Below are 19,795 nucleotides of genomic sequence, written 5' to 3' on the forward strand. Positions count from 1 at the left end.
AATTGATTTATTCATTATCAACTAGACTGATTACCGCTTTAGCATTCGCCATAGTCATAAATAAACGATATTCATTTTGGCTAAATGAAGAAAAACCTAATCCTTGATACATACTTTTTGCAATATCATGCTTTGCATCTACGATAATCATGGGTATCGGAATATTACCAGATGAATTTATTGCTTTTCTTACAGCATCAACTAATAAAATAGATCCTAAACCTTGGCGTTGATACTGCTGACTAATTGCTAACCGCCCGATTAATACGCAATAGAGCTCTTTGGGATATTTTTTCCCGATTTCTTGCGGTAATTCATCTAAATCGATAGTACACAATGCTAATGAATAAAATCCTTTAATTTTTGTAGGCTCGATTTCACTTGTTAATACAAAAGTACGTGCTAAATCTTTTTCATGATGTTGATTGGATATTGCTTTCAAGTAGTTATTAAGTGTTTTATCGCCACAATCAAAAGATGTTCTATCATGTATTTTTCTATTCAGAGGACTTATTTTCATCAAGAATTGTTTCCTTATGCTTGCGCGCGGCACGAAGGAAGCGATCATTTATTTCGATTGGTTTTTCCAATGCATTAATAAAATCTAAAGCGTCTTCCTGACAAAGTTTAATACGCATATCTTGCTCGATTAGCCGTTTAGCTTCAGCAATAGCTGCTTGTACAATAAAACTATTTAAACTCGTATAACCTGATAATGATAAAGCCTTTTCTAACAAAATTTTCATTTCGGGGCTAATACGTGTTGTGATCCTTTCATTTGATAAAGTAGGCATAATTCCTCCACCTCTTTATTAAAACTTATTTAATAGCTGTTATTTATAAAACTAGTAAAACTTCAAAACAGCTCACTTTTCAAGCAAGATAATATGATCAAATTTTAACAAAGTAAATAAAATGTGCCATTTTGACGTCATACAATTATTAGCACTAAACTACACTTAGTTTATTAAATATCTCCATCTATTTTTAATGCCTTCGCTGTAGCGCTCTACGCAATCGATTACTTTTTTAGGTGCAGTTATTGTTTTATTTGTGTAGGATAAAGCGAAAAACATTTTTTTTGGGATCTTTTGTCTATGAGCATGTCATCACCAAATTCTGGATCACAGGGTTTGCTCCAACGCCTGTTTAAGCTACAAGAACACGGCACAAACGCTCGCACCGAACTGATTGCGGGTATCACAACTTTCTTAACGATGGTTTATATTATCTTCGTTAACCCTCAAATTCTTGCTGCTGCCAATATGGATATCAAAGCCGTCTTCGTGACGACCTGCTTAATTGCGGCTTTCGGTAGTATTTTAATGGGATTAGTGGCGAATTTACCTATTGCCGTTGCACCTGCGATGGGCTTAAACGCATTCTTTGCCTTCGTCGTCGTTGGTGCTATGGGTTACTCATGGGAAGTCGCTATGGGTGCGATCTTTTGGGGTGCAGTAGGGCTATTTTTACTGACTCTCTTTCGTATTCGCTACTGGATAATTGCCCATATTCCACTGAGCTTACGTGTTGGTATTACTAGCGGTATCGGTCTTTTTATCGCCATGATGGGCTTAAAAAACTCCGGTATTATTATTCCTAATAATGACACTATCGTTACTATCGGTAATTTTGCTTCTCATAACGTATTATTAGGTGCATTAGGCTTTTTTATTATCGCTATTCTTGCTGCTCGTAATATTCATGCCGCCATTCTTATCTCAATTGTTATCACCACTGTAATTAGTCTTCTTTTAGGTGATGTTCAATATCAAGGTATCTTTGCTGTTCCTCCTTCTATCACCACCGTTGTTGGTAAAGTTGATATTATGGGAGCCTTAGATATCGGTCTTTCTGGCGTGATCTTTGCTTTTATGTTGGTTAACCTATTTGACTCTTCTGGCACATTAATTGGTGTTACTGATAAAGCAGGTTTAACTGATGACAAAGGTAAGTTTCCACGAATGAAACAAGCGTTATACGTCGATAGCTTAAGTTCTGTTGCAGGCTCTGCAATGGGAACATCTTCCGTAACCGCCTTTATCGAAAGTACTTCCGGTGTTTCTGTCGGTGGCCGTACAGGTTTAACTGCCGTTGTTGTGGGTATTCTTTTCTTACTCGCTATCTTCTTATCACCACTAGCAGGTATGGTGCCAAGCTATGCGACAGCAGGTGCACTGATTTATGTGGGTGTATTAATGACATCCAGCCTTACACGCGTGAAATGGGATGATTTAACAGAATCCGTTCCTGCTTTTATCACCGCAGTCATGATGCCATTTAGCTTCTCAATTACAGAAGGTATCGCACTAGGCTTTATTGCTTATTGTGTTATGAAAGTGGGTACTTTCCGCTGGAAAGAAATTAATCTATGTGTTGTGATTGTTTCACTGCTATTTATTTTAAAAATATTGCTGATTGATACTCATGTGATTGATTTGAATTCTTTATTCTAATATTCAATAAATTAAGATCATCATGATACAGATAAAACGGCACCAATAACGTGCCGTTTTTTATAAGAAAAGAGGTGATTATGCACGTACTTTTACAAGTAGATTTCCCTTATCATGGTCCTTTCGGAGATGAAATGACACAAGCTATGGATGCATTATCTGCATCAATCAATCAAGAGCCTGGCTTTATTTGGAAAATTTGGACTGAAAATAAAGAAACCCAAAAAGCAGGTGGGATTTATCTTTTTGATTCAGAAGAAAATGCTCAAGCTTATTTAGAGAAACATAGCGCTCGGTTAAAATCGTTTGGTATTCCAGAAATACGTGGTGATATTTTTGCAGTAAACCAAACTTTAAGCTTAAAAAATCAAGCCTATTTTTTGGCTAAGTAGCTAAAAGCACAAGTGTTATATGCCACTTGTGCCTTTCTATTTTCTGCAATTACTCTGCTTTTGTGGGCAATAACAAACCAAAAACAATAGAATCAGAAACCTCATCACCCACTATCCAACGCTGTTTAAGATATCCTTCCTGTTCAAAACCTAACTTCGCTAATAAAGCAGCTGATGCTTTATTATTCGGATGAATATCCGCTTCTAAACGACGAACAGATAAATGTGTTTGTAGGTACGTGATAAACGCAACCATGGCTTCCTTCATGATCCCTTTCCCTTGATATGGTGTATCAAGGCAATACCCTATTTCGCCTCGTCGAGAACTAGAATAATGATTAAAGAAAACACACATTCCCATTAGTGTATTCGTCTCTTTCTCTATTACCGCTAAGCGCAGATACTCTTTTCTTTCCATATGCGTAATATCTTGAATGATATCTTCTTGCGCTTCTTGCAGTGATTGCCAAGGAAGATGGCTCCAGTAGCGAGTGACTTCAGGTGAACTCATAATATTAAACCAATTTTCAGCGTCTCCCATTTTAAAGGGACGTAAAATCAATCTTGGTGTTTCAACCTGAATATCAGCGTAACGCATTTCTACTTTTCCTTATGAGTGCTTGGAGCCACAAATGCAATACAAACGGGCTCTGCAATAGCATTTGGCTCAGAACGAAACATTATCTCTTGAGTATCAACTATTTTTAAACTTGGCCAGTATTTTAATCCTTTATCAAAAGAGGCTTTTTCACAGTAATAGCCCACTTCGCTGATCAATACGACGCCTTTCTCTTCTAATTGTTGAAGCGTGATATGCCGATTATAGATATTAGGTGGTTGCACATTTTCTTCTAATATCCAAGGCTGTGAAGATAGAGGCCTATCTTTACCATAAAAAGTTACCCATTCATGCATATATTCACCCCCCACATACGCTAACGGGGTGTGATAATGTTGATGCCAAGCTTGTTCAACCTCTTGCACAAATGTTTTGATACCAATAAATTTTTGACCCGCATTACGCACATTAGCTGCTTGTACGACGGTATAGCCAGAAACAACCAACATGCCAAACACACCTAAACCGTACAATACACCACGCAATGAACGCTTAGGCATGACACTAATTGAACCCACAAAAAGTGCAGTCGCTATCGACATAAATGGCTGTAACCACTCCGTAATACGGCCACCTTCATGAAAGCTAAACCAAGTAAAAATAATTGCTAATGGGAATAACAAAATAAAATTCAATAATTGGCTATCTGGAGATGCAGACCAACTTAATCGACCACCATAAAGACGTAATATTGCCCACATCAAGATAATAGGATAAAAAACTGTCAGTGCAGCACGCGTTGTACGCAAATTAAAACGGCTCTCTATTTGAGAATCAACCCATTTAAACGCGGCAAAGTCGGTTTGCCATAACCAAATAAAATTAGGAATAACAAAAGCAAACCAAATCGCAATTGCCAAATAAAAATAAGGTGAACGATAGCTCACTCGCACTTTAGGGACAAATAGGCTTAATAAGAAGACAGAACCCATAAAAGCTAGTGATGAGTATTTCCCCATTGTGGCAATACCCATAACAATAGCAAAACCAATCCAATATTTTTGATTGTCATTGATTGCACAGAGGAAAAAATAAAGAGCCCAAGCCCAGCAACCGACTAGAATATAGTTATCGTTATAAGGGATAATATCGAAGTTAATAATGCCAGATAAATTAAGCCCTAACATGGCAAACCATGCAAGATTAGTGTTGCGTGTCAATTTATAAGCTAAATTCCAGACACCTAATAACCCAATGGCAATCACAATAAAGTGGATAAAATACCAATAAAAGCTAAAATCGACACCGCCATAAATAGCAGGTGATATTATAAAGCCAACAAACCAAGGATTTTTAGGGGAACCCCAACCTCCATTGGTACCCCAATTGACCGCTTCTACGGCATCATAAGGCACCGTAGGGTCAAAAAGATAGCTGACTAAGATCCACAGTGCCGCATAGCCAATAACCCACCAATATACCGGTTTACGCAATTGCGCAGATGATAATGTCATAATAAATAGAAAGTTAAGTTGATAAATTTAATTTTGTTATTAAAGAATGTCACAACACAGTAAAGTATAGTGAAATGAACCGCACATTGTACGTGAGCAAAAATTAAATTGTCTTAAATTTGCGCTTTTATTGAAAATTTGTTTCTGATAGATTGCGCAACCAAGAAGATCACTACCGAGTTACCATTATGAATATGATTAAAAGAAAGCCCGCAGCAAAAACACGTAAAAAAACACGTGAAGAGCTGAACGCGGAAGGACGTGAACGCAAACGTCAAAAGAAACACCGCGGCAATCCTGCTGGTAACCGTCAGCAGGAAATGGAAAATAAAAACCAAACTAAAAATACAGCACCGAAAGATCCACGTATTGGTAGTAAAAAACCAATCCCTCTGATTGTCGGTGATGCACCTAAAGTGACGAAGAAAAAACCCGCGCCTATCAAACCAGAGCCGGTTCGTTTAACACCTGAACAAGAATTAGACTTGTTAGAAAACGATGCTCGTTTAGATGAATTACTGTCTCGCCTTGAAAATGGTGAAAAACTTAATGCTGAAGAACAGGCTTATACTGAGAAAACCCTTGATCGCATTGACGAATTAATGGTTGAACTTGGTATTGAGTTTGAAGATGATGACGATGAAGAAAAAACTGAAGACATCATGCAATTACTGAAAGGTAAATAATCAAAAGGCTAATCATTTTCTTTGATTATCTTACATCTAATGGATATCAATAACTTATTGATATCCATTAATTTTTATATACGATCTATTTTTTCATATTTGATTTATGTTTGAAAATACCCTTTTCTTGTGATGACATAAACAAACCTATCAAGCTCAGATAACTCCGCCTATTCCTCTCTTATCATCCCTGATATTCTATTTTTCCATCTTTAATATAAATATACGAGTGATAAGAAATATGGATAACAGACAGCAGTACTTAGATATCGCAGCCGGGCAAGGAGAAAAAGTGCCCTCTCGTATAGTGGCTTTTCCTGCACAGCCACTAAACTATGCACTTATTGAGCAACGCCTAGAAGAGCAGACGGATTATACTGATGGTGAAATCAATTATCTGAGTGAAAATATTGATGATGGTTTTTTCTATCGTTGCCAACATGGCGATAATGAATTGCATTTTTTTGTCTGTCTTTACCCTAGAGATGAAGATTATGAAATACGCCCAATGTATTCAACAGATGAACTTACCCCGCAATTATTAGCGCACGCAAATGCCACAACTCAAGATTTATTATTAGAAACGCTATTTACTGAGGCGTTGCATCCCTTAGCAAGTTACCGCCATCAACTAAATTTTCTAAATATTATTGCTCCTGAAATGGTTTTAGCATTAGATGAATCAGCAGCAGGTAAAGCCTTATCACCAGAGTGGATCCGCTTTCAATTAGAAACCCCCGATCTCTATCCTGAAGTAGAAAGCTTATATGTTATTCATGCTGTCTATGACACAGAAAATGATCCACCAACCATGTTTTGGTTCCATACTCATGGGCTCGCACGCTGTGGCTTAACTGAAGTCGATTTAGTTATTCCAAGTATGCTTGAATCTTACTATGGTATCCCTGATCTCTTCCGCTGCTTTGTTAACAACAGTATTAATCATCGCCAAATCGAATTTGGTGAACCAATGCTTTGTGGGCAAACATCATCAGGTTTAGAGTATCTTGTTGCCTTACCTTTTGAAGAAGGTATCCGCCATATTAATCAATCAACACCTCTCGAAAACCTTAGATCTTTAGAAGAGATGCGTTACGACACTGAAGGCGCACCAAACGGCGTTTTCTTAGGTGATCTAGCCGATCGTGACGAGTATCACCAACACCCTTCATCTATGCTATTTAGAACCAATGAAGAAAATCCTGTTTTAGAAACCTTCTTTAAAGGTTATGAAGAGCAGCAAGCAATGATGCTATTACGTAGCAATGAAGAAACCTATGAAATGTCTGAAAAAGCCAAACGACGCTGGGAATACTTTGTTTCTATGTTTGATAACTACAATCAACCCCCCGTCGAAAAAAAGAACGGTTTTCTTTCGAAATTATTAGGTAAAGAAAAACCCGAAGAGACCGAAAACCCTTGGCAATTTATGATCAAATTCGGTATTCCTTACGGTGAAGAGGAAGAAAAAGAGCTTGAACATATGTGGTTTGTGCCACAGTCTCGTGATGGTGACACTGTTTATGCCAAATTACTCAACGTGCCATTTTATGTTAAAGAGATGCAAGAAGGTGAAATCTATCCCATCAATATAGATTTAATTACTGATTGGGTCGTTTCATTCGAAGATGATAGTTATACCCCTAACAATATTTACCAGCTTTTTAGCCACCAGCAAACTCACTAATTAGCTAACAATCTCACGCCTTTAATGCGGGTTTCTTATTTAATCATGATGAGAAACCCGTTTTTAAATTTCAGTAAAATCTACTTTCATCTGGTGACCAGTTAACATTATTAATTGATTGTTATTTTGTTGCTACATTGACATCTCAACTCTTCACATTTTGTTTTTGTCTAGTAACAGATAGAGAAAACAGTCTGATTTCCTCCCAATATCTTTTCTCTGGTTGATTTAAATCAAGTGTGGATAAGTGTAGAGTAGGCTAAATTATACCCAATAAAGATAATTATAATTCTCATTAGCATTAAAAATATTTATTATAATTATCCTGACTCTTATTATGTGAATTTTTATATACGTTAATAATTATCAGTATCATTATTTTTTGTATCAATATTCGTGGAAGAACGATTTATGTCACTGATCCCAAATCACAGTTATAAAATCTTGAGCTACTCACCTCAGATTAGCCCTGCATACAGGCAAAAATTGTTATCTTTAGGTATGTTGCCTGGCGCTGTGTTTAACGTTATTCGTATCGCACCACTGGGTGATCCTATTCAAATAGAAACGCACCGAGTATCCCTCATTTTGAGAAAAAAAGATCTCGCACTTATCAACCTTAGCGAAGTGGTTCATAACGAAAAATAATCGTTATTTCTCATTCAACCAGGCAAGACAACTATTGGCACCACTATTATGACTCCTCTCACTATAGGCCTTATCGGCAACCCCAATGCTGGTAAAACGACACTTTTTAATCAGTTAACAGGCTCTCGCCAGCGCGTAGGTAACTGGGCGGGTGTGACGGTCGAACGCAAAGTTGGTCGTTTCACAACGACAAATCATAAAATTGAGCTCGTCGATTTACCCGGCACTTACTCTTTAACGACAATCTCAGAACAGACATCACTTGATGAGCAAATTGCCTGTCATTTCATTTTAAGTAATGAAGCAGACATGCTGATTAACGTTGTTGATGCCTCTAATCTTGAACGTAACCTTTATTTGACATTACAACTTCTTGAGTTAGGCATTCCCTGCATTGTGGCATTAAACATGCTCGATATTGCAGAACATCAAGATATGCAAATTGATATCAAAGCATTGTCTGAACAACTGGGTTGCCCTGTTATTCCAATGGTTTCAACTAAAGCATCGGGAATGGATAAGCTCAAAGAAGCGATTGATACTTTCCCTGCTGAAAAGAAAAAACCACAAGAACTACTAACGTCTTACCCATTATGGTTACTTAATGAAGTCGAGGCACTCGCTGAAAAAATTAATCATGATGAGTTTAATTTACAGCAACGCCGTTGGATGGCATTACAGTGTTTGGAAGGGGATATTTATACCCATCAACGTGCTCAAGTTACCACCGAAGATATCAAAGCAATTCGTCAGCGAATTCAAGATGAGCACAATAATGAACCAGAATTAGTCATTGCGGATGCCCGTTATCAAAATATTGAGCGCATCTGTCATACTGTGATTAATATGGAATCTATTAAGCCAAACATCCTGACTCAAAATATCGATAAAGTGATATTAAACCGTTGGTTAGGTGTACCTATCTTCCTGTTTGTCATGTATTTAATGTTCGTTTTGGCGATTAACATCGGTGGTGCATTACAACCTGCTTTTGAGGGAGGTTCTGAAGCCATCTTTATCCATGGTATTCAATGGATTGGTGCAACTTTTAACTTCCCAGAATGGTTAACCATTTTCCTTGCACAAGGTGTCGGTGGTGGTATCAATACTGTTCTTCCACTCGTGCCACAAATCGGGATGATGTACCTCTTCTTATCCATCCTTGAAGATTCAGGTTATATGGCTCGCGCCGCATTTGTTATGGATAGATTGATGCAGGCTTTGGGTCTGCCGGGTAAATCATTCGTACCGCTGATTGTCGGCTTTGGTTGTAACGTGCCATCCATTATGGGTGCGCGCACCCTCGATGCTCCAAGAGAACGATTAATCACAGTATTAATGGCACCATTTATGTCTTGTGGTGCTCGTTTAGCTATCTTTGCGGTATTTGCGGCGGCCTTCTTCGGTAAAAACGGTGCCAGTGTTGTTTTCTCACTTTATCTTTTAGGTATTGTGGTTGCTATCCTCACAGGCTTACTGCTAAAACACACCATTATGCGCGGTGAAGCGTCACCTTTCGTGATGGAACTGCCTGTTTATCACATTCCTCACCTAAAAACGTTACTCATGCAAACATGGCAACGTCTAAAAGGTTTCGTGGTACGTGCAGGTAAAGTCATCATTATTGCCAGTATGTTTATCGGTGCATTAAATAGCTTTACCTTCTCAGGTAAACCTGCCGATAACATCAATGACTCTGCTTTGGCATCGGTCAGTAAAGTGATCACTCCATTATTACAACCTATTGGTGTTCATAACGATAACTGGCAAGCAACGGTAGGCTTAGTAACAGGGGCGATGGCAAAAGAAGTGGTTGTGGGAACATTAAATACCCTTTATACCGCGGAAAGCATTGTGAACGAGCCTTTTGATCCTGAAGAATTCGATCTTTGGGGTGAAATTAGTGACGCCTTTGGTGAAACGTGGGATAGCTTAAAAGAGACCTTTACCCTAGCTGCACTTTCTAATCCAATTGAAGCAAGTAAAGGCGATGGTGAAATGGATACCGGCACTATGGGTACCATGGGGGCTAAATTTGGCTCTGGCATTGCTGCATACAGCTATTTAATCTTTGTTTTACTGTATGTCCCTTGTGTTTCAGTAATGGGTGCTATTGCTCGTGAAACAAGCCGTGGCTGGATGACCTTCTCTATTCTTTGGGGATTAAATATTGCTTACTCATTGTCAGCGCTGTTCTATCAAGTCGCAACCTTTAGTGAGCATCCGCAAAGTAGTGGCATAACCATTGCTGCCGTGGTGATCTTTAACTTAATTCTATTTATCTTGTTGCGTAATGCTCGTAGTCGTCTAACAATTAACTTAAGCAATAAGCCTTCATTGGCTAAACAATGTTGTTCAAAAGGTAGTTGTCACTAAGTGACAAAGGAAAGTTCAGATGGCCAGTTTGATAGAAGTACGTGATTGTATCGCCCTTAATGGTCGAGCCGATGCCCGTCTTATCAGCCATCAACTCAATATGCCTGAACCGTTGGTGCAAGCAATGTTAGAGCGGCTCACATTGATGGGTAAACTTCAAGAAGTCGATGTTGAAGAGTGTCTTACGGGTAGCTGTAAAAGTTGCCCTGAAGCCACTGCCTGCCAGACAAAGCTTTATCAATTAACCTAACAAATTGATAAATGCCATTATAAAAACCCTTACTTTATGTATGGGTTTTTTATCTAATGCTTAAGATGAATCATTTTCATCTTCCTATTTAATGATTTACTTTCCTAACTATCACGGCATAATCCTTTAGTATAGACGTAAAGACGTCTGTTATTACTTCACTTTATAAGAATATAAAATTATGCCAATAACTGAATTTTCATCGACCATTACGACCGGCAAACAAGGCGGATTACAGATGCAATGTGCATCACGCCAGTTTCAATTTTTACTTGATGAACCTTTGTCATTAGGTGGAAAAGACAGTGCAATGAATCCTGTTGAAGCATTATTAGGTACATTAGGGGCTTGTAAGGGGATTGTCGCCAAAAGCTTTGCGCGTATGCATAAAATTAATCTCAACGATATTCGCATTGAAGTTAAAGGTGAATTAGATACCGATGGTTTTACGGGAAAAAATAAAGAGGCCAAATTGGGCTTTAGTAAAATTACGACACATTTTTTTATTCAAGCCGATAATAGCGAAGAAGAGATTGCTGCATTTATCGCTTTTATTGAACGCACTTGCCCTGTTTTTGACACTATTAAAAATCCACCGATTTGTGAAACATCTTATAGTGTCGAAAACCACATTGAAAATATAGCGTTATAAACTCTCAGAACTGCCCTCAAATATGGGCAGTTTTGGGTGATAACTATGATGTTATTTCACAAGCTTCAATTAACGCTTGAGCAAATTCATCAGGATGTGAAATAAACGGTGCATGAGCCGCATTACGGAAAATAACAGACGGTGAATGTGGATAAAAAGTATCTAATAATCCGGCCACTTTTCGAGGAACTAAACCGTCTAAATAACCGTAAAAACGAATAAAAGGACAACTCAACGTTTTCAATTCTTCTCGCAAATCCTCAGTACGCAAAATTTCCAATCCACCATTAAGCACTTCAACAGAAGGGAGTGGTTGTTCTAACACCACTGATTTTAATGCTTTCATATCTTCACGGGCACTTTGTGTGCCCAATGTTTGCAGTGCTAAAAAGCGCTCAACTGTGCGATGAAAATTCTCATTTAGCTGTTGTTCAAATCCTTTTAAAACCTCAGGTTTGATCCCCGGCCAATCCTCATGAGCACCAAAACAAGGTGAAGAAGCCACTGTAATCAGCGCTTGCACATTATTGGGATTATCTAAAACAACACGGCTAGCGACTAATCCACCTAAAGACCATCCTAACCAAATGGCATTAGCAGGCGCTTTAGCAAAAACAATGTCAGCCATCTCTTTTAATGTGAGAACAGGAAAACCTTGGCTACGTCCATAACCCGGTAAATCAACAAGATGCAGTGTAAAATGCGAACTTAGTCGCGATATTAATGATTGCCAGACCTCTGCATTCAATCCCCATCCGTGTAATAGCACAAGATGCGTTTTTCCTTCACCAATTGTCTGCCAATACAGTTTATTCATTGCTATGCTCTCTTCTCTTTTACAAGGATGTTCATTATGTGGATAACAATAGCAGGATATTGTTGGCTATGTCGTCAACCCTTAATTTATGATACTAAAGGCATTTGTTCGAGTTGTATTCGACATCTACCAAAACAACAAAATCGTTGCCCTTGCTGTTTATATCCTTCTCATCATTCTATGATGTTGTGTGGGCGTTGCTTACAATCACCACCGCTATGGAAACAGATGTTGACAGTCACCGACTATCAACCGCCATTAAATAAATTATTACACCTTTATAAATATCAACCTCGCCCTCAGATAGCCTTATGTCTTGCACGACTTTTTCTATTGCGATGGTTCTCACATCGACGAGAAAATTTAGTGCAGAAACCTGACAGAATAATTAGCGTTCCTTCACATCGTCATCGCCGTTGGTCTAGAGGCTTTGAGCAAGTAGAAGCTATCGCTAAGCCTTTGGCAAGGTGGTTAAATTGTGCTTATCAACCGAATACCCTGATAAGAACTCGTGCTACACTGATGCAAACGCATCTTAATGCCAAGCAAAGGCAACAAAATTTAAAACATGCATTTGTATTAAATAACACAGTGTCGGTATCAGGGAAAAATCTGGCACTAATTGATGATGTTATCACTACTGGTGCGACATTAAATTCCATCGTACCCTTGTTATTTCGTGCGGGAGCACGCTCTGTTGAGGTATGGGCGATTTGTCGAACCTTGTAGTTAACCGCCAATTGGGCGTATGATAACCAACCAGAACAGTCAACTATTGAGCAAGACGATATGATTATTATTACTGATGCCGCACAGGCGCATTTTGTCAAACTACTGGCTAACCAAGAACCCAACACCCAAATTCGTGTATTCGTTATCAATCCAGGCACACCTAATGCTGAATGTGGCGTTTCATACTGCCCACCTGATGCTGTAGAGCCAAACGATACTGAAATAAAGTTCGAAAAACTTTCTGCGTATGTTGATGACATCAGCGCACCTTTCTTAGAAGATGCAGAAATTGATTTTGTTACTGACCAACTAGGCTCACAATTAACCCTAAAAGCACCTAACGCAAAAATGCGTAAAGTTGATGCTGATGCACCATTAATTGAGCGTGTTGAATACGTACTGCAATCACAAATTAACCCTCAATTAGCAGGTCATGGTGGTCGCGTGAGTCTGATGGAAATCACTGAAGATGGCTATGCTATCTTACAATTCGGTGGTGGTTGTAACGGTTGTTCAATGATTGATGTCACCTTAAAAGATGGCATCGAAAAAGAACTGTTAAACCTGTTCCCTAATGAATTAAAAGGTGTGAAAGACTTAACTGAACACCAACGTGGCGAGCACTCCTACTACTGATCCTTCAGTATTAAGTCCCCTATGATATTCACCTGCACTGATATCATGGGGGATTTTTGTATTAAAATAATCATTTACAAAGCGTTACGTCATCTTTACCCATTTGGCGTTATGATAAATGTATCGTTCTCTCGCTCAGAACAAATAAATTAACTAACAATATAACAAATAAGACAATTATGGATAAGTTTCAATTTATTAGCATTGAACAAGCTTATCAATTCTGGGTATCTCAATCAGCTATTTTAGTCGATGTACGAGATCCTCAGAGTTATCGTTTTGGTCATGCAACAAATGCATTTCATCTCACCAATGAAACGCTAAATCAATTTTTACAAGATGCTGACTTTGATGTTCCTGTTATGGTGATGTGCTATCACGGCCACAGCAGTCAAGGGGCAGCTCAATATCTAGTTAATATGGGCTTTGAAACCGTTTATAGTATTAATGGTGGTTTTGAAGCATGGCAAAGAGAGTTTCCACAAGCGATAACGTCTCTGCAATAACGACGGATGAGTTTTGTCAATGATCCACATTATTACGCTTTCCAACCCTCAAGCTGCTGATTTATTTGTCAATTACATGGCAACTAAAGGTGTGCGAATTCACGCAAAAAATGAAAATCAGCAAATCTCTCTTTGGTTAGAAGACCAACATCAGTTAGAAATGGTTGAAAAAGAACTTAACACGTTTCTACGTGAGCCTTTTCATCCGCGCTATCAAGCCGCAAGTTGGCAAACCGGTGATCCGAAAAATACAGGTATAAAATATCGCCCTGCCTTTTCGATAAAAAATATGGTGCAACGTTCAGGCCCACTAACGGTGCTGGTGATTATTTTATGTATCCTCGTTTTTATCTGGCAACAAGTAGTTGGCGACTATGATGTCATGCTCCATTTAGCATGGCCTTATGAAGAGAGCTTAAACTTTGAAGTCTGGCGCTATATTACTCCAGCGTTTATTCATTTTTCACTGATGCATATCGCCTTCAACCTTGCTATGTGGTGGTATCTCGCAAGTCAAACAGAGCAGCGATTGGGTACCGGTAAATTATTTGTGATCATGCTCGTTTCTGCGCTCTTTAGTAATTGGGCACAATCCTTGTTTACAGATTCCAACTTTGGTGGGCTTTCTGGTGTTGTTTACGCATTAATTGGCTATGTCGGTTTAACAGGAATACGTAATCCAGAAAAAGGTATTGGCGCCCCAACAGGTTTAATCGTTTTTTCAATTCTGTGGATTGTTGCAGGTTATATGGGCGTTTTAGGTGACTCTATCGGAAATGCTGCACATTTTGCAGGCTTCCTTATCGGCTTATTGATGGCTTTGTGGGATAATCGACATCAATTATCTCGTAGATCATAATAAAATTAACATGATATTTTTAACATTAGGGGATACCTGTGAAGCAAACGCAACGACATGATGCCATCATTGAACTGGTACGCCTACAAGGCTATGTCAGCACTGAAGAGTTGGTGGAGCATTTTGAAGTCAGCCCACAGACAATCCGACGTGATTTAAATGAATTAGCGGAAAAGAACAAAATCCAACGCCATCACGGTGGTGCGGCATTACCTTCAAGCTCCGTGAATACGGCTTATCATGATCGTAAAATCATGTGGTCTGATGAAAAATCACGTATCGCACAACGCGTGGCGAGCTTAATTCCTGATGGTGCAACACTGTTTATCGATATCGGTACAACACCCGAAGCTGTCGCACATGCATTAATTAACCACAAAAACCTCCGTATCGTGACTAACAACCTCAATGTGGCAACGTTACTGATGGGCAAAGAAGACTTTCGTTTGATCCTTGCCGGTGGTGAAGTGCGTACACGAGACGGAGGGATTGTTGGTGAAGCGACACTTGATTTTATCTCTCAATTCCGCCTTGATTACGGCATTTTAGGGATAAGTGGTATTGATATGGATGGCTCATTGCTTGAATTTGATTACCACGAAGTTCGCACTAAACGCGCAATTATCGAAAACTCGCGCTGTGTTATGTTGGTGACTGACCATTCTAAGTTTGGTCGTAATGCGATGGTAAATTTAGGCAATATGAATCTGATCGATTACTTATTTACCGATCAAGAGCCACCTGCAGGGATCCAGAAAATTGTTGAACAGCACAACGTTCAACTCGAATTATGTTAATTGAATAAACGCCCTCGAAAAGTACCTATTTAGGTACTTTTTTTTATCAATTCACCATCAAATTCAATTAACTCCTTCTATTTATTCTCTTTTTTATTAATACATTAACAATGTTGCTTATTTTCAATAAGCCCACAAACCATGTGGATATGATAATAAATTGTTATCCATATCACGCGGTTATGTTTTTTATCAGTTATATAGTTGGCATTTTCATCAAACTTCATTACAATTATGAGCGAAAACGAACATTAAAGAATTGTTTCGCGCATTCGTAGGAGGATGTTATGAAAACTCAAGACTTGATTGTCATCGGCGGCGGAATAAACGGCGCTGGAATTGCGGCGGATGCAGCTGGCCGAGGCCTTTCAGTACTTATGCTGGAAGCTCAAGACTTAGCAAGTGCGACATCTTCCGCGAGCTCTAAACTTATTCATGGTGGTTTACGTTATTTAGAACACTACGAATTCCGCTTAGTTAGCGAAGCTCTGGCAGAGCGTGAAGTGTTATTACGCTTAGCACCACATATCGCATTTCCAATGCGCTTTCGCCTGCCACACCAACCACACTTACGCCCAGCTTGGATGATCCGTATTGGTCTGTTCCTTTATGATCATTTAGGAAAACGAGTAAGCCTACCAAGCAGTAAAGGCATTAAATTTGGTGCAAACTCTGTTTTAAAACCAGAATTAACACGCGGTTTTGAATATTCAGACTGCTGGGTTGATGATGCACGTTTAGTGGTACTCAACGCACAAGAAATCGTCCGTCGTGGTGGTGAAGTGCGCACACGCACAAAAGTAACCCGCGCTTGGCGTGAAAATAATGTATGGATGGTAGAAGCACAAGATTTACGTACAGGTGAAACATCTCTCTACCAAGCGAAAGCCTTAGTAAACGCAGCAGGCCCTTGGGTTAAAACCTTATTTGATGAAGGCTTAAAACTGAAATCACCTTATGGTATCCGTTTAATTAAAGGTAGCCATATCGTTATTCCTCGTGCTCATAACGAACCACAAGCTTATATTTTACAAAACGAAGATAACCGTATTGTTTTCGTTATTCCTTGGATGGATGAGTTCTCTATCATCGGTACTACGGATGTTGAATATAAAGGCGATCCTAAAGATGTCGCTATTGATGACAACGAAATTCAGTATTTACTGAAAGTCTATAACGATCACTTTAAAAAGCAGTTAACTAAAGAAGATGTGGTGTGGGATTACTCTGGCGTGCGTCCATTATGTGACGACGAATCAGATTCACCACAAGCGATTACCCGTGACTACACCTTAGATGTGCATGATGATAATGGCCAAACACCACTGTTATCTGTATTTGGTGGTAAATTAACGACTTATCGTAAATTAGGTGAGCATGCTGTTGATAAACTTGTTGCTTACTTCCCTAACATGGGTAAACCGTGGACTAAAAATGGTCAATTACCAGGCGGTAATTTAGAAGGTTGTGATCGTGATGGTTATTCACGTTTAATTCGTCAACGTCATCCTTGGTTACCAGAAGCACTGGCACTGCGCTTTGCCCGCACTTATGGTAGCAACACCGAGTTATTGCTTGAAGGCATTACTGATTTGGCCGGCATGGGCGAAAACTTCGGTCATAATCTGTATGAAGCAGAATTACGTTATTTAGTGAAACATGAGTGGGTTATCGAAGTTGATGATGCTATTTGGCGTCGTACTAAACTCGGCATGTGGCTAAATGACGAGCAAAAACAATGTATTAGTCAATGGCTATTGGCAAATACACACACTGTATAAGAGTAGTAAAAATATTCTCTGACTCTGTTCGATGTTTTTATTAGCAATTTTTGTGGCGCCGAATACCGCGCCACTTTTTTTTTCTTTTTCCACAGTAAGAAAATCAATATATAACCTGTTGATGCCTATTTAAGCTGTTTTTCTAAAAAGGCTTTTAATACTGTCGCATTATTTTGTTGCTTATCTTTACCTGAATAAAGTAATACCAACGGTTGCTCTTTAGCTATTGCGACAAGCGATTGCCAATGTTCAGGTACAGCCATTAATTCTTGCGTATAACGTTGCGTGAATTCAGTAAAATCTCCCCCTCCGCCATGAAACCATTTTCGTAATTCAGTCGAAGGCGCGACACCTTTATTCCATTCATCATAATGAAAATCTGTCTTTTTCACGCCCCTTGGCCAGAGCCTATCGACTAACACACGATAACCTTCATGCTCACCGTCTTTATCATCATAAACACGTTTACAAGTGATCATTTCGCTTCTCATCAATACGTTAGTTAGCTTTATTGTAGAAGAAAAATGAGAAGATTGATCTCTCAATACGCTCATTTTCATCATAGAGCCTTTTTCAACATGAAATTTCCTCTCCTTTTGATTGAATTATCCTCATCAAAAACAGGGTGAATAGTTGTTGACTAAATAACCTAATTAAGAGAATCTACATCTAGACGTCTAAATGGTTAGATGGGTAAATGAGTAGTGATACTTAAATAAAAATAACAAAACAGTGAAAGATTGATGAGGTACAGGTATGAGCTTTTATCACGCAAGCCAACATGAAGCACTTAACCAAAATCTTGCTGAATTAGATGGCCAGATCCAAGTTTCATTTGAATTTTTTCCTCCTCGTACCGAAGAGATGGAAAATATCCTTTGGCAATCTCTTGCGCGTTTAAATACCTTAAAACCGAGCTTTGTTTCTGTGACTTATGGTGCAAACTCAGGAGAGCGTGATAGAACACACTCTATTATTAAAGGAATAAAAGAACGCACAGGATTAGAAGCAGCACCACACTTAACTTGTGTTGATGCAAGCCGCGAAGAGCTACAACATATCGCACAGGATTATTGGCAAAGTGGCATTCGTCATATTGTCGCATTACGCGGAGACTTGCCCGATAACACACAAAAACCAGAGATGTACGCCACCGATTTAGTTCACTTACTCAAAGGTGTGGGTGATTTCGATATTTCTGTTGCAGCTTATCCAGAAGTGCATCCTGAAGCGAAAAGTGCACAAGCGGATTTAATTAACTTAAAAAGAAAAGTAGATGCGGGAGCAAATCGCGCCATCACTCAATTTTTCTTTGATGTGGAAAGTTATTTACGTTTTCGCGATCGCTGTGTTTCAACAGGAATTGATGTGGAAATTGTACCGGGTATTCTACCCGTGACTAATTTTAAACAGCTAAAACGCTTTGCGGGTTTAACCAATGTAAAAATTCCAGGATGGATGAATAAAATGTTTGATGGATTAGAGAATGATCCTGAAACCCGTAGTCTGGTAGGTGCTTCAATTGCAATTGATATGGTGAAAATTTTAAGTCGTGAAGGAGTAAAAGATTTTCACTTTTATACGCTTAATCGTTCAGAATTAACCTATGCTATTTGCCACACACTGGGTGTTCGTCCTGAACTTGTTAGAGCATGAATTGACACAATTACCCCGCCAATAAAGCGGGGTGACATTCTGATGAATTATTCACCAAAGTGATACGGTTTTTCAACTGGCAATAGGCTGTATGCGGTATCAAGATCACCATTAGCAATACAAGCATCTATTTTATGTACCTTATCGGTAATATCCGTAATATTCACAATCCACTCTTTGCAATATTTTTCAACTGCTTGATTTCGCAAACCAATTTGGATGGTGCGATAACTGAGCCGATTCAAATAAATATCACGTTCAGGATCCCACTGAATGCGGATATTGCTGGTTTCTGATGCTTCTTTCCAAGCTTCAGCACTAGTATAGCGATCTGGATCAAAATGACTCACAACACCTTGAGTCAGCATCTCTTGAAAGCCTTCATGTGTAATATCAACCGCAAGAATAGAAGCTTGATTAGCGTCTTTACGTCCCCAACCAGAACGGTACATCATCCAAAGAAAGGAAGGTTTTACCCAAGTCATACGGGTCATACTAAAAGGGGGCGAAACAAATGTTCCGTTTGCGACTGCGCTCTGAGCAATAGTATTAGAATAGGCTTGATAAACACGAACAAAATCATTCGTATAATATGCCCTTACTTCACACTCAGGACATCGGTCAACATCATCGTTCATCTTTCTTTAATATCCTTTTATATTAATAAAATGGAACTATCCGCTTAAATTATGAGCCTCTGATCGCAGATAATCAAGAGCCCTTATTTTTGTTAAAGCTCTATCAATAGAGTAGCGCGCATTTATAAAAGTAAAAAAAAGAATAACAATAAA

The 19,795-nt window shown here is 38.8% G+C and carries 22 protein-coding genes; 15 read left to right on the forward strand and 7 right to left on the reverse strand.

All coding sequences use genetic code 11. The features are described from left to right. Positions 1-7: 7 nt before the first annotated feature. Both GWI68_RS00985 and GWI68_RS00990 read right to left on the reverse strand, forming a co-directional pair. Positions 8-520, reverse strand: coding sequence for a GNAT family N-acetyltransferase (locus GWI68_RS00985; RefSeq protein WP_109408978.1), 513 nt, complete (start codon positions 518-520; stop codon positions 8-10). Continuing rightward, positions 498-794 carry a DUF1778 domain-containing protein gene (locus tag GWI68_RS00990; RefSeq protein WP_109408979.1) on the reverse strand — a complete coding sequence of 99 codons (297 nt, stop codon included), beginning with the start codon at positions 792-794 and terminating at the stop codon, positions 498-500. Before GWI68_RS00990 ends, GWI68_RS00985 begins: the two co-directional genes overlap by 23 nt. Positions 795-1,097: 303 nt before the next feature. On the opposite strand from GWI68_RS00990, the gene GWI68_RS00995 reads away from it, so the two are divergent. Both GWI68_RS00995 and GWI68_RS01000 read left to right on the forward strand, forming a co-directional pair. Continuing rightward, the gene (locus tag GWI68_RS00995) at positions 1,098-2,456 is read left to right on the forward strand and encodes an NCS2 family permease (RefSeq protein WP_166539133.1); all 1,359 of its coding nucleotides are present in this window, start codon (positions 1,098-1,100) and stop codon (positions 2,454-2,456) included. A gap of 80 nt (positions 2,457-2,536) precedes the next feature. Next, complete coding sequence (locus tag GWI68_RS01000; RefSeq protein ID WP_166539134.1) at positions 2,537-2,848, forward strand: monooxygenase; 312 nt, start codon at positions 2,537-2,539, stop codon at positions 2,846-2,848. Between the two features lie 49 nt (positions 2,849-2,897). Here the strand turns inward: GWI68_RS01000 and GWI68_RS01005 are convergent, their stop codons facing one another. Further along, complete coding sequence (locus GWI68_RS01005; RefSeq protein WP_166539135.1) at positions 2,898-3,446, reverse strand: GNAT family N-acetyltransferase; 549 nt, start codon at positions 3,444-3,446, stop codon at positions 2,898-2,900. Between the two features lie 2 nt (positions 3,447-3,448). Continuing rightward, positions 3,449-4,921, reverse strand: coding sequence for a glycosyltransferase family 39 protein (locus GWI68_RS01010; protein ID WP_166539136.1), 1,473 nt, complete (start codon positions 4,919-4,921; stop codon positions 3,449-3,451). Between the two features lie 188 nt (positions 4,922-5,109). Here GWI68_RS01010 and yihI point away from each other — a divergent pair, with 188 nt between their 5' ends. From yihI to GWI68_RS01040, 6 genes are all read left to right on the forward strand, one after another. Then, complete coding sequence (yihI, locus tag GWI68_RS01015; RefSeq protein ID WP_109408983.1) at positions 5,110-5,607, forward strand: Der GTPase-activating protein YihI; 498 nt, start codon at positions 5,110-5,112, stop codon at positions 5,605-5,607. A 241-nt stretch (positions 5,608-5,848) separates the two neighbouring features. Continuing rightward, the gene (locus tag GWI68_RS01020) at positions 5,849-7,294 is read left to right on the forward strand and encodes a DUF4026 domain-containing protein (protein WP_166539137.1); all 1,446 of its coding nucleotides are present in this window, start codon (positions 5,849-5,851) and stop codon (positions 7,292-7,294) included. Positions 7,295-7,705: 411 nt separating this feature from the next. Next, the gene (feoA, locus tag GWI68_RS01025; RefSeq protein ID WP_036914344.1) at positions 7,706-7,942 is read left to right on the forward strand and encodes a ferrous iron transporter A; all 237 of its coding nucleotides are present in this window, start codon (positions 7,706-7,708) and stop codon (positions 7,940-7,942) included. Between the two features lie 48 nt (positions 7,943-7,990). Then, positions 7,991-10,318, forward strand: a complete 2,328-nt coding sequence (feoB, locus tag GWI68_RS01030) for a Fe(2+) transporter permease subunit FeoB (protein ID WP_166539138.1) — start codon at positions 7,991-7,993, stop codon at positions 10,316-10,318. Between the two features lie 19 nt (positions 10,319-10,337). After that, positions 10,338-10,568, forward strand: a complete 231-nt coding sequence (locus tag GWI68_RS01035; protein ID WP_072068859.1) for a FeoC-like transcriptional regulator — start codon at positions 10,338-10,340, stop codon at positions 10,566-10,568. A gap of 181 nt (positions 10,569-10,749) precedes the next feature. After that, a complete protein-coding gene (locus GWI68_RS01040) occupies positions 10,750-11,220 on the forward strand; it encodes an OsmC family protein (protein WP_166539139.1) in 471 nt (156 codons plus the stop codon). A 43-nt stretch (positions 11,221-11,263) separates the two neighbouring features. On the opposite strand, the gene bioH is transcribed toward GWI68_RS01040, so the two are convergent. Beyond that, positions 11,264-12,037, reverse strand: coding sequence for a pimeloyl-ACP methyl ester esterase BioH (gene bioH / locus GWI68_RS01045; protein WP_166539140.1), 774 nt, complete (start codon positions 12,035-12,037; stop codon positions 11,264-11,266). 36 nt (positions 12,038-12,073) lie between these two features. On the opposite strand from bioH, the gene gntX reads away from it, so the two are divergent. The 6 genes from gntX to glpD all read left to right on the forward strand — a co-directional run bounded on the left by gntX (position 12,074) and on the right by glpD (position 17,348). Beyond that, positions 12,074-12,766, forward strand: coding sequence for a DNA utilization protein GntX (gene gntX / locus GWI68_RS01050; protein WP_166539141.1), 693 nt, complete (start codon positions 12,074-12,076; stop codon positions 12,764-12,766). Positions 12,767-12,826: 60 nt separating this feature from the next. Beyond that, positions 12,827-13,405: a Fe-S biogenesis protein NfuA gene (nfuA, locus tag GWI68_RS01055; RefSeq protein WP_166539142.1), complete on the forward strand. Its 579-nt coding sequence runs from the start codon at positions 12,827-12,829 to the stop codon at positions 13,403-13,405. A 179-nt stretch (positions 13,406-13,584) separates the two neighbouring features. Then, a complete protein-coding gene (glpE, locus tag GWI68_RS01060; RefSeq protein ID WP_166539143.1) occupies positions 13,585-13,911 on the forward strand; it encodes a thiosulfate sulfurtransferase GlpE in 327 nt (108 codons plus the stop codon). A gap of 19 nt (positions 13,912-13,930) precedes the next feature. Beyond that, positions 13,931-14,770 carry a rhomboid family intramembrane serine protease GlpG gene (glpG, locus tag GWI68_RS01065; protein WP_109408991.1) on the forward strand — a complete coding sequence of 280 codons (840 nt, stop codon included), beginning with the start codon at positions 13,931-13,933 and terminating at the stop codon, positions 14,768-14,770. 38 nt (positions 14,771-14,808) lie between these two features. Beyond that, the gene (locus GWI68_RS01070) at positions 14,809-15,567 is read left to right on the forward strand and encodes a DeoR/GlpR family transcriptional regulator (protein WP_006534541.1); all 759 of its coding nucleotides are present in this window, start codon (positions 14,809-14,811) and stop codon (positions 15,565-15,567) included. Between the two features lie 287 nt (positions 15,568-15,854). Further along, positions 15,855-17,348: a glycerol-3-phosphate dehydrogenase gene (gene glpD / locus GWI68_RS01075; RefSeq protein WP_166539144.1), complete on the forward strand. Its 1,494-nt coding sequence runs from the start codon at positions 15,855-15,857 to the stop codon at positions 17,346-17,348. 125 nt (positions 17,349-17,473) lie between these two features. Here the strand turns inward: glpD and GWI68_RS01080 are convergent, their stop codons facing one another. Then, positions 17,474-17,827, reverse strand: a complete 354-nt coding sequence (locus GWI68_RS01080) for a DUF488 family protein (RefSeq protein ID WP_109408993.1) — start codon at positions 17,825-17,827, stop codon at positions 17,474-17,476. A gap of 277 nt (positions 17,828-18,104) precedes the next feature. On the opposite strand from GWI68_RS01080, the gene metF reads away from it, so the two are divergent. After that, the gene (gene metF / locus GWI68_RS01085) at positions 18,105-19,004 is read left to right on the forward strand and encodes a methylenetetrahydrofolate reductase (protein ID WP_109408994.1); all 900 of its coding nucleotides are present in this window, start codon (positions 18,105-18,107) and stop codon (positions 19,002-19,004) included. A 47-nt stretch (positions 19,005-19,051) separates the two neighbouring features. On the opposite strand, the gene GWI68_RS01090 is transcribed toward metF, so the two are convergent. Beyond that, on the reverse strand, positions 19,052-19,642 hold the full coding sequence (locus tag GWI68_RS01090) for a DUF4291 domain-containing protein (RefSeq protein ID WP_109408995.1): 591 nt from the start codon (positions 19,640-19,642) through the stop codon (positions 19,052-19,054). Positions 19,643-19,795 lie beyond the last annotated feature (153 nt).

The sequence above is a fragment of the Proteus sp. G2669 genome (assembly GCF_009915245.1).
Lineage (GTDB): Bacteria > Pseudomonadota > Gammaproteobacteria > Enterobacterales > Enterobacteriaceae > Proteus.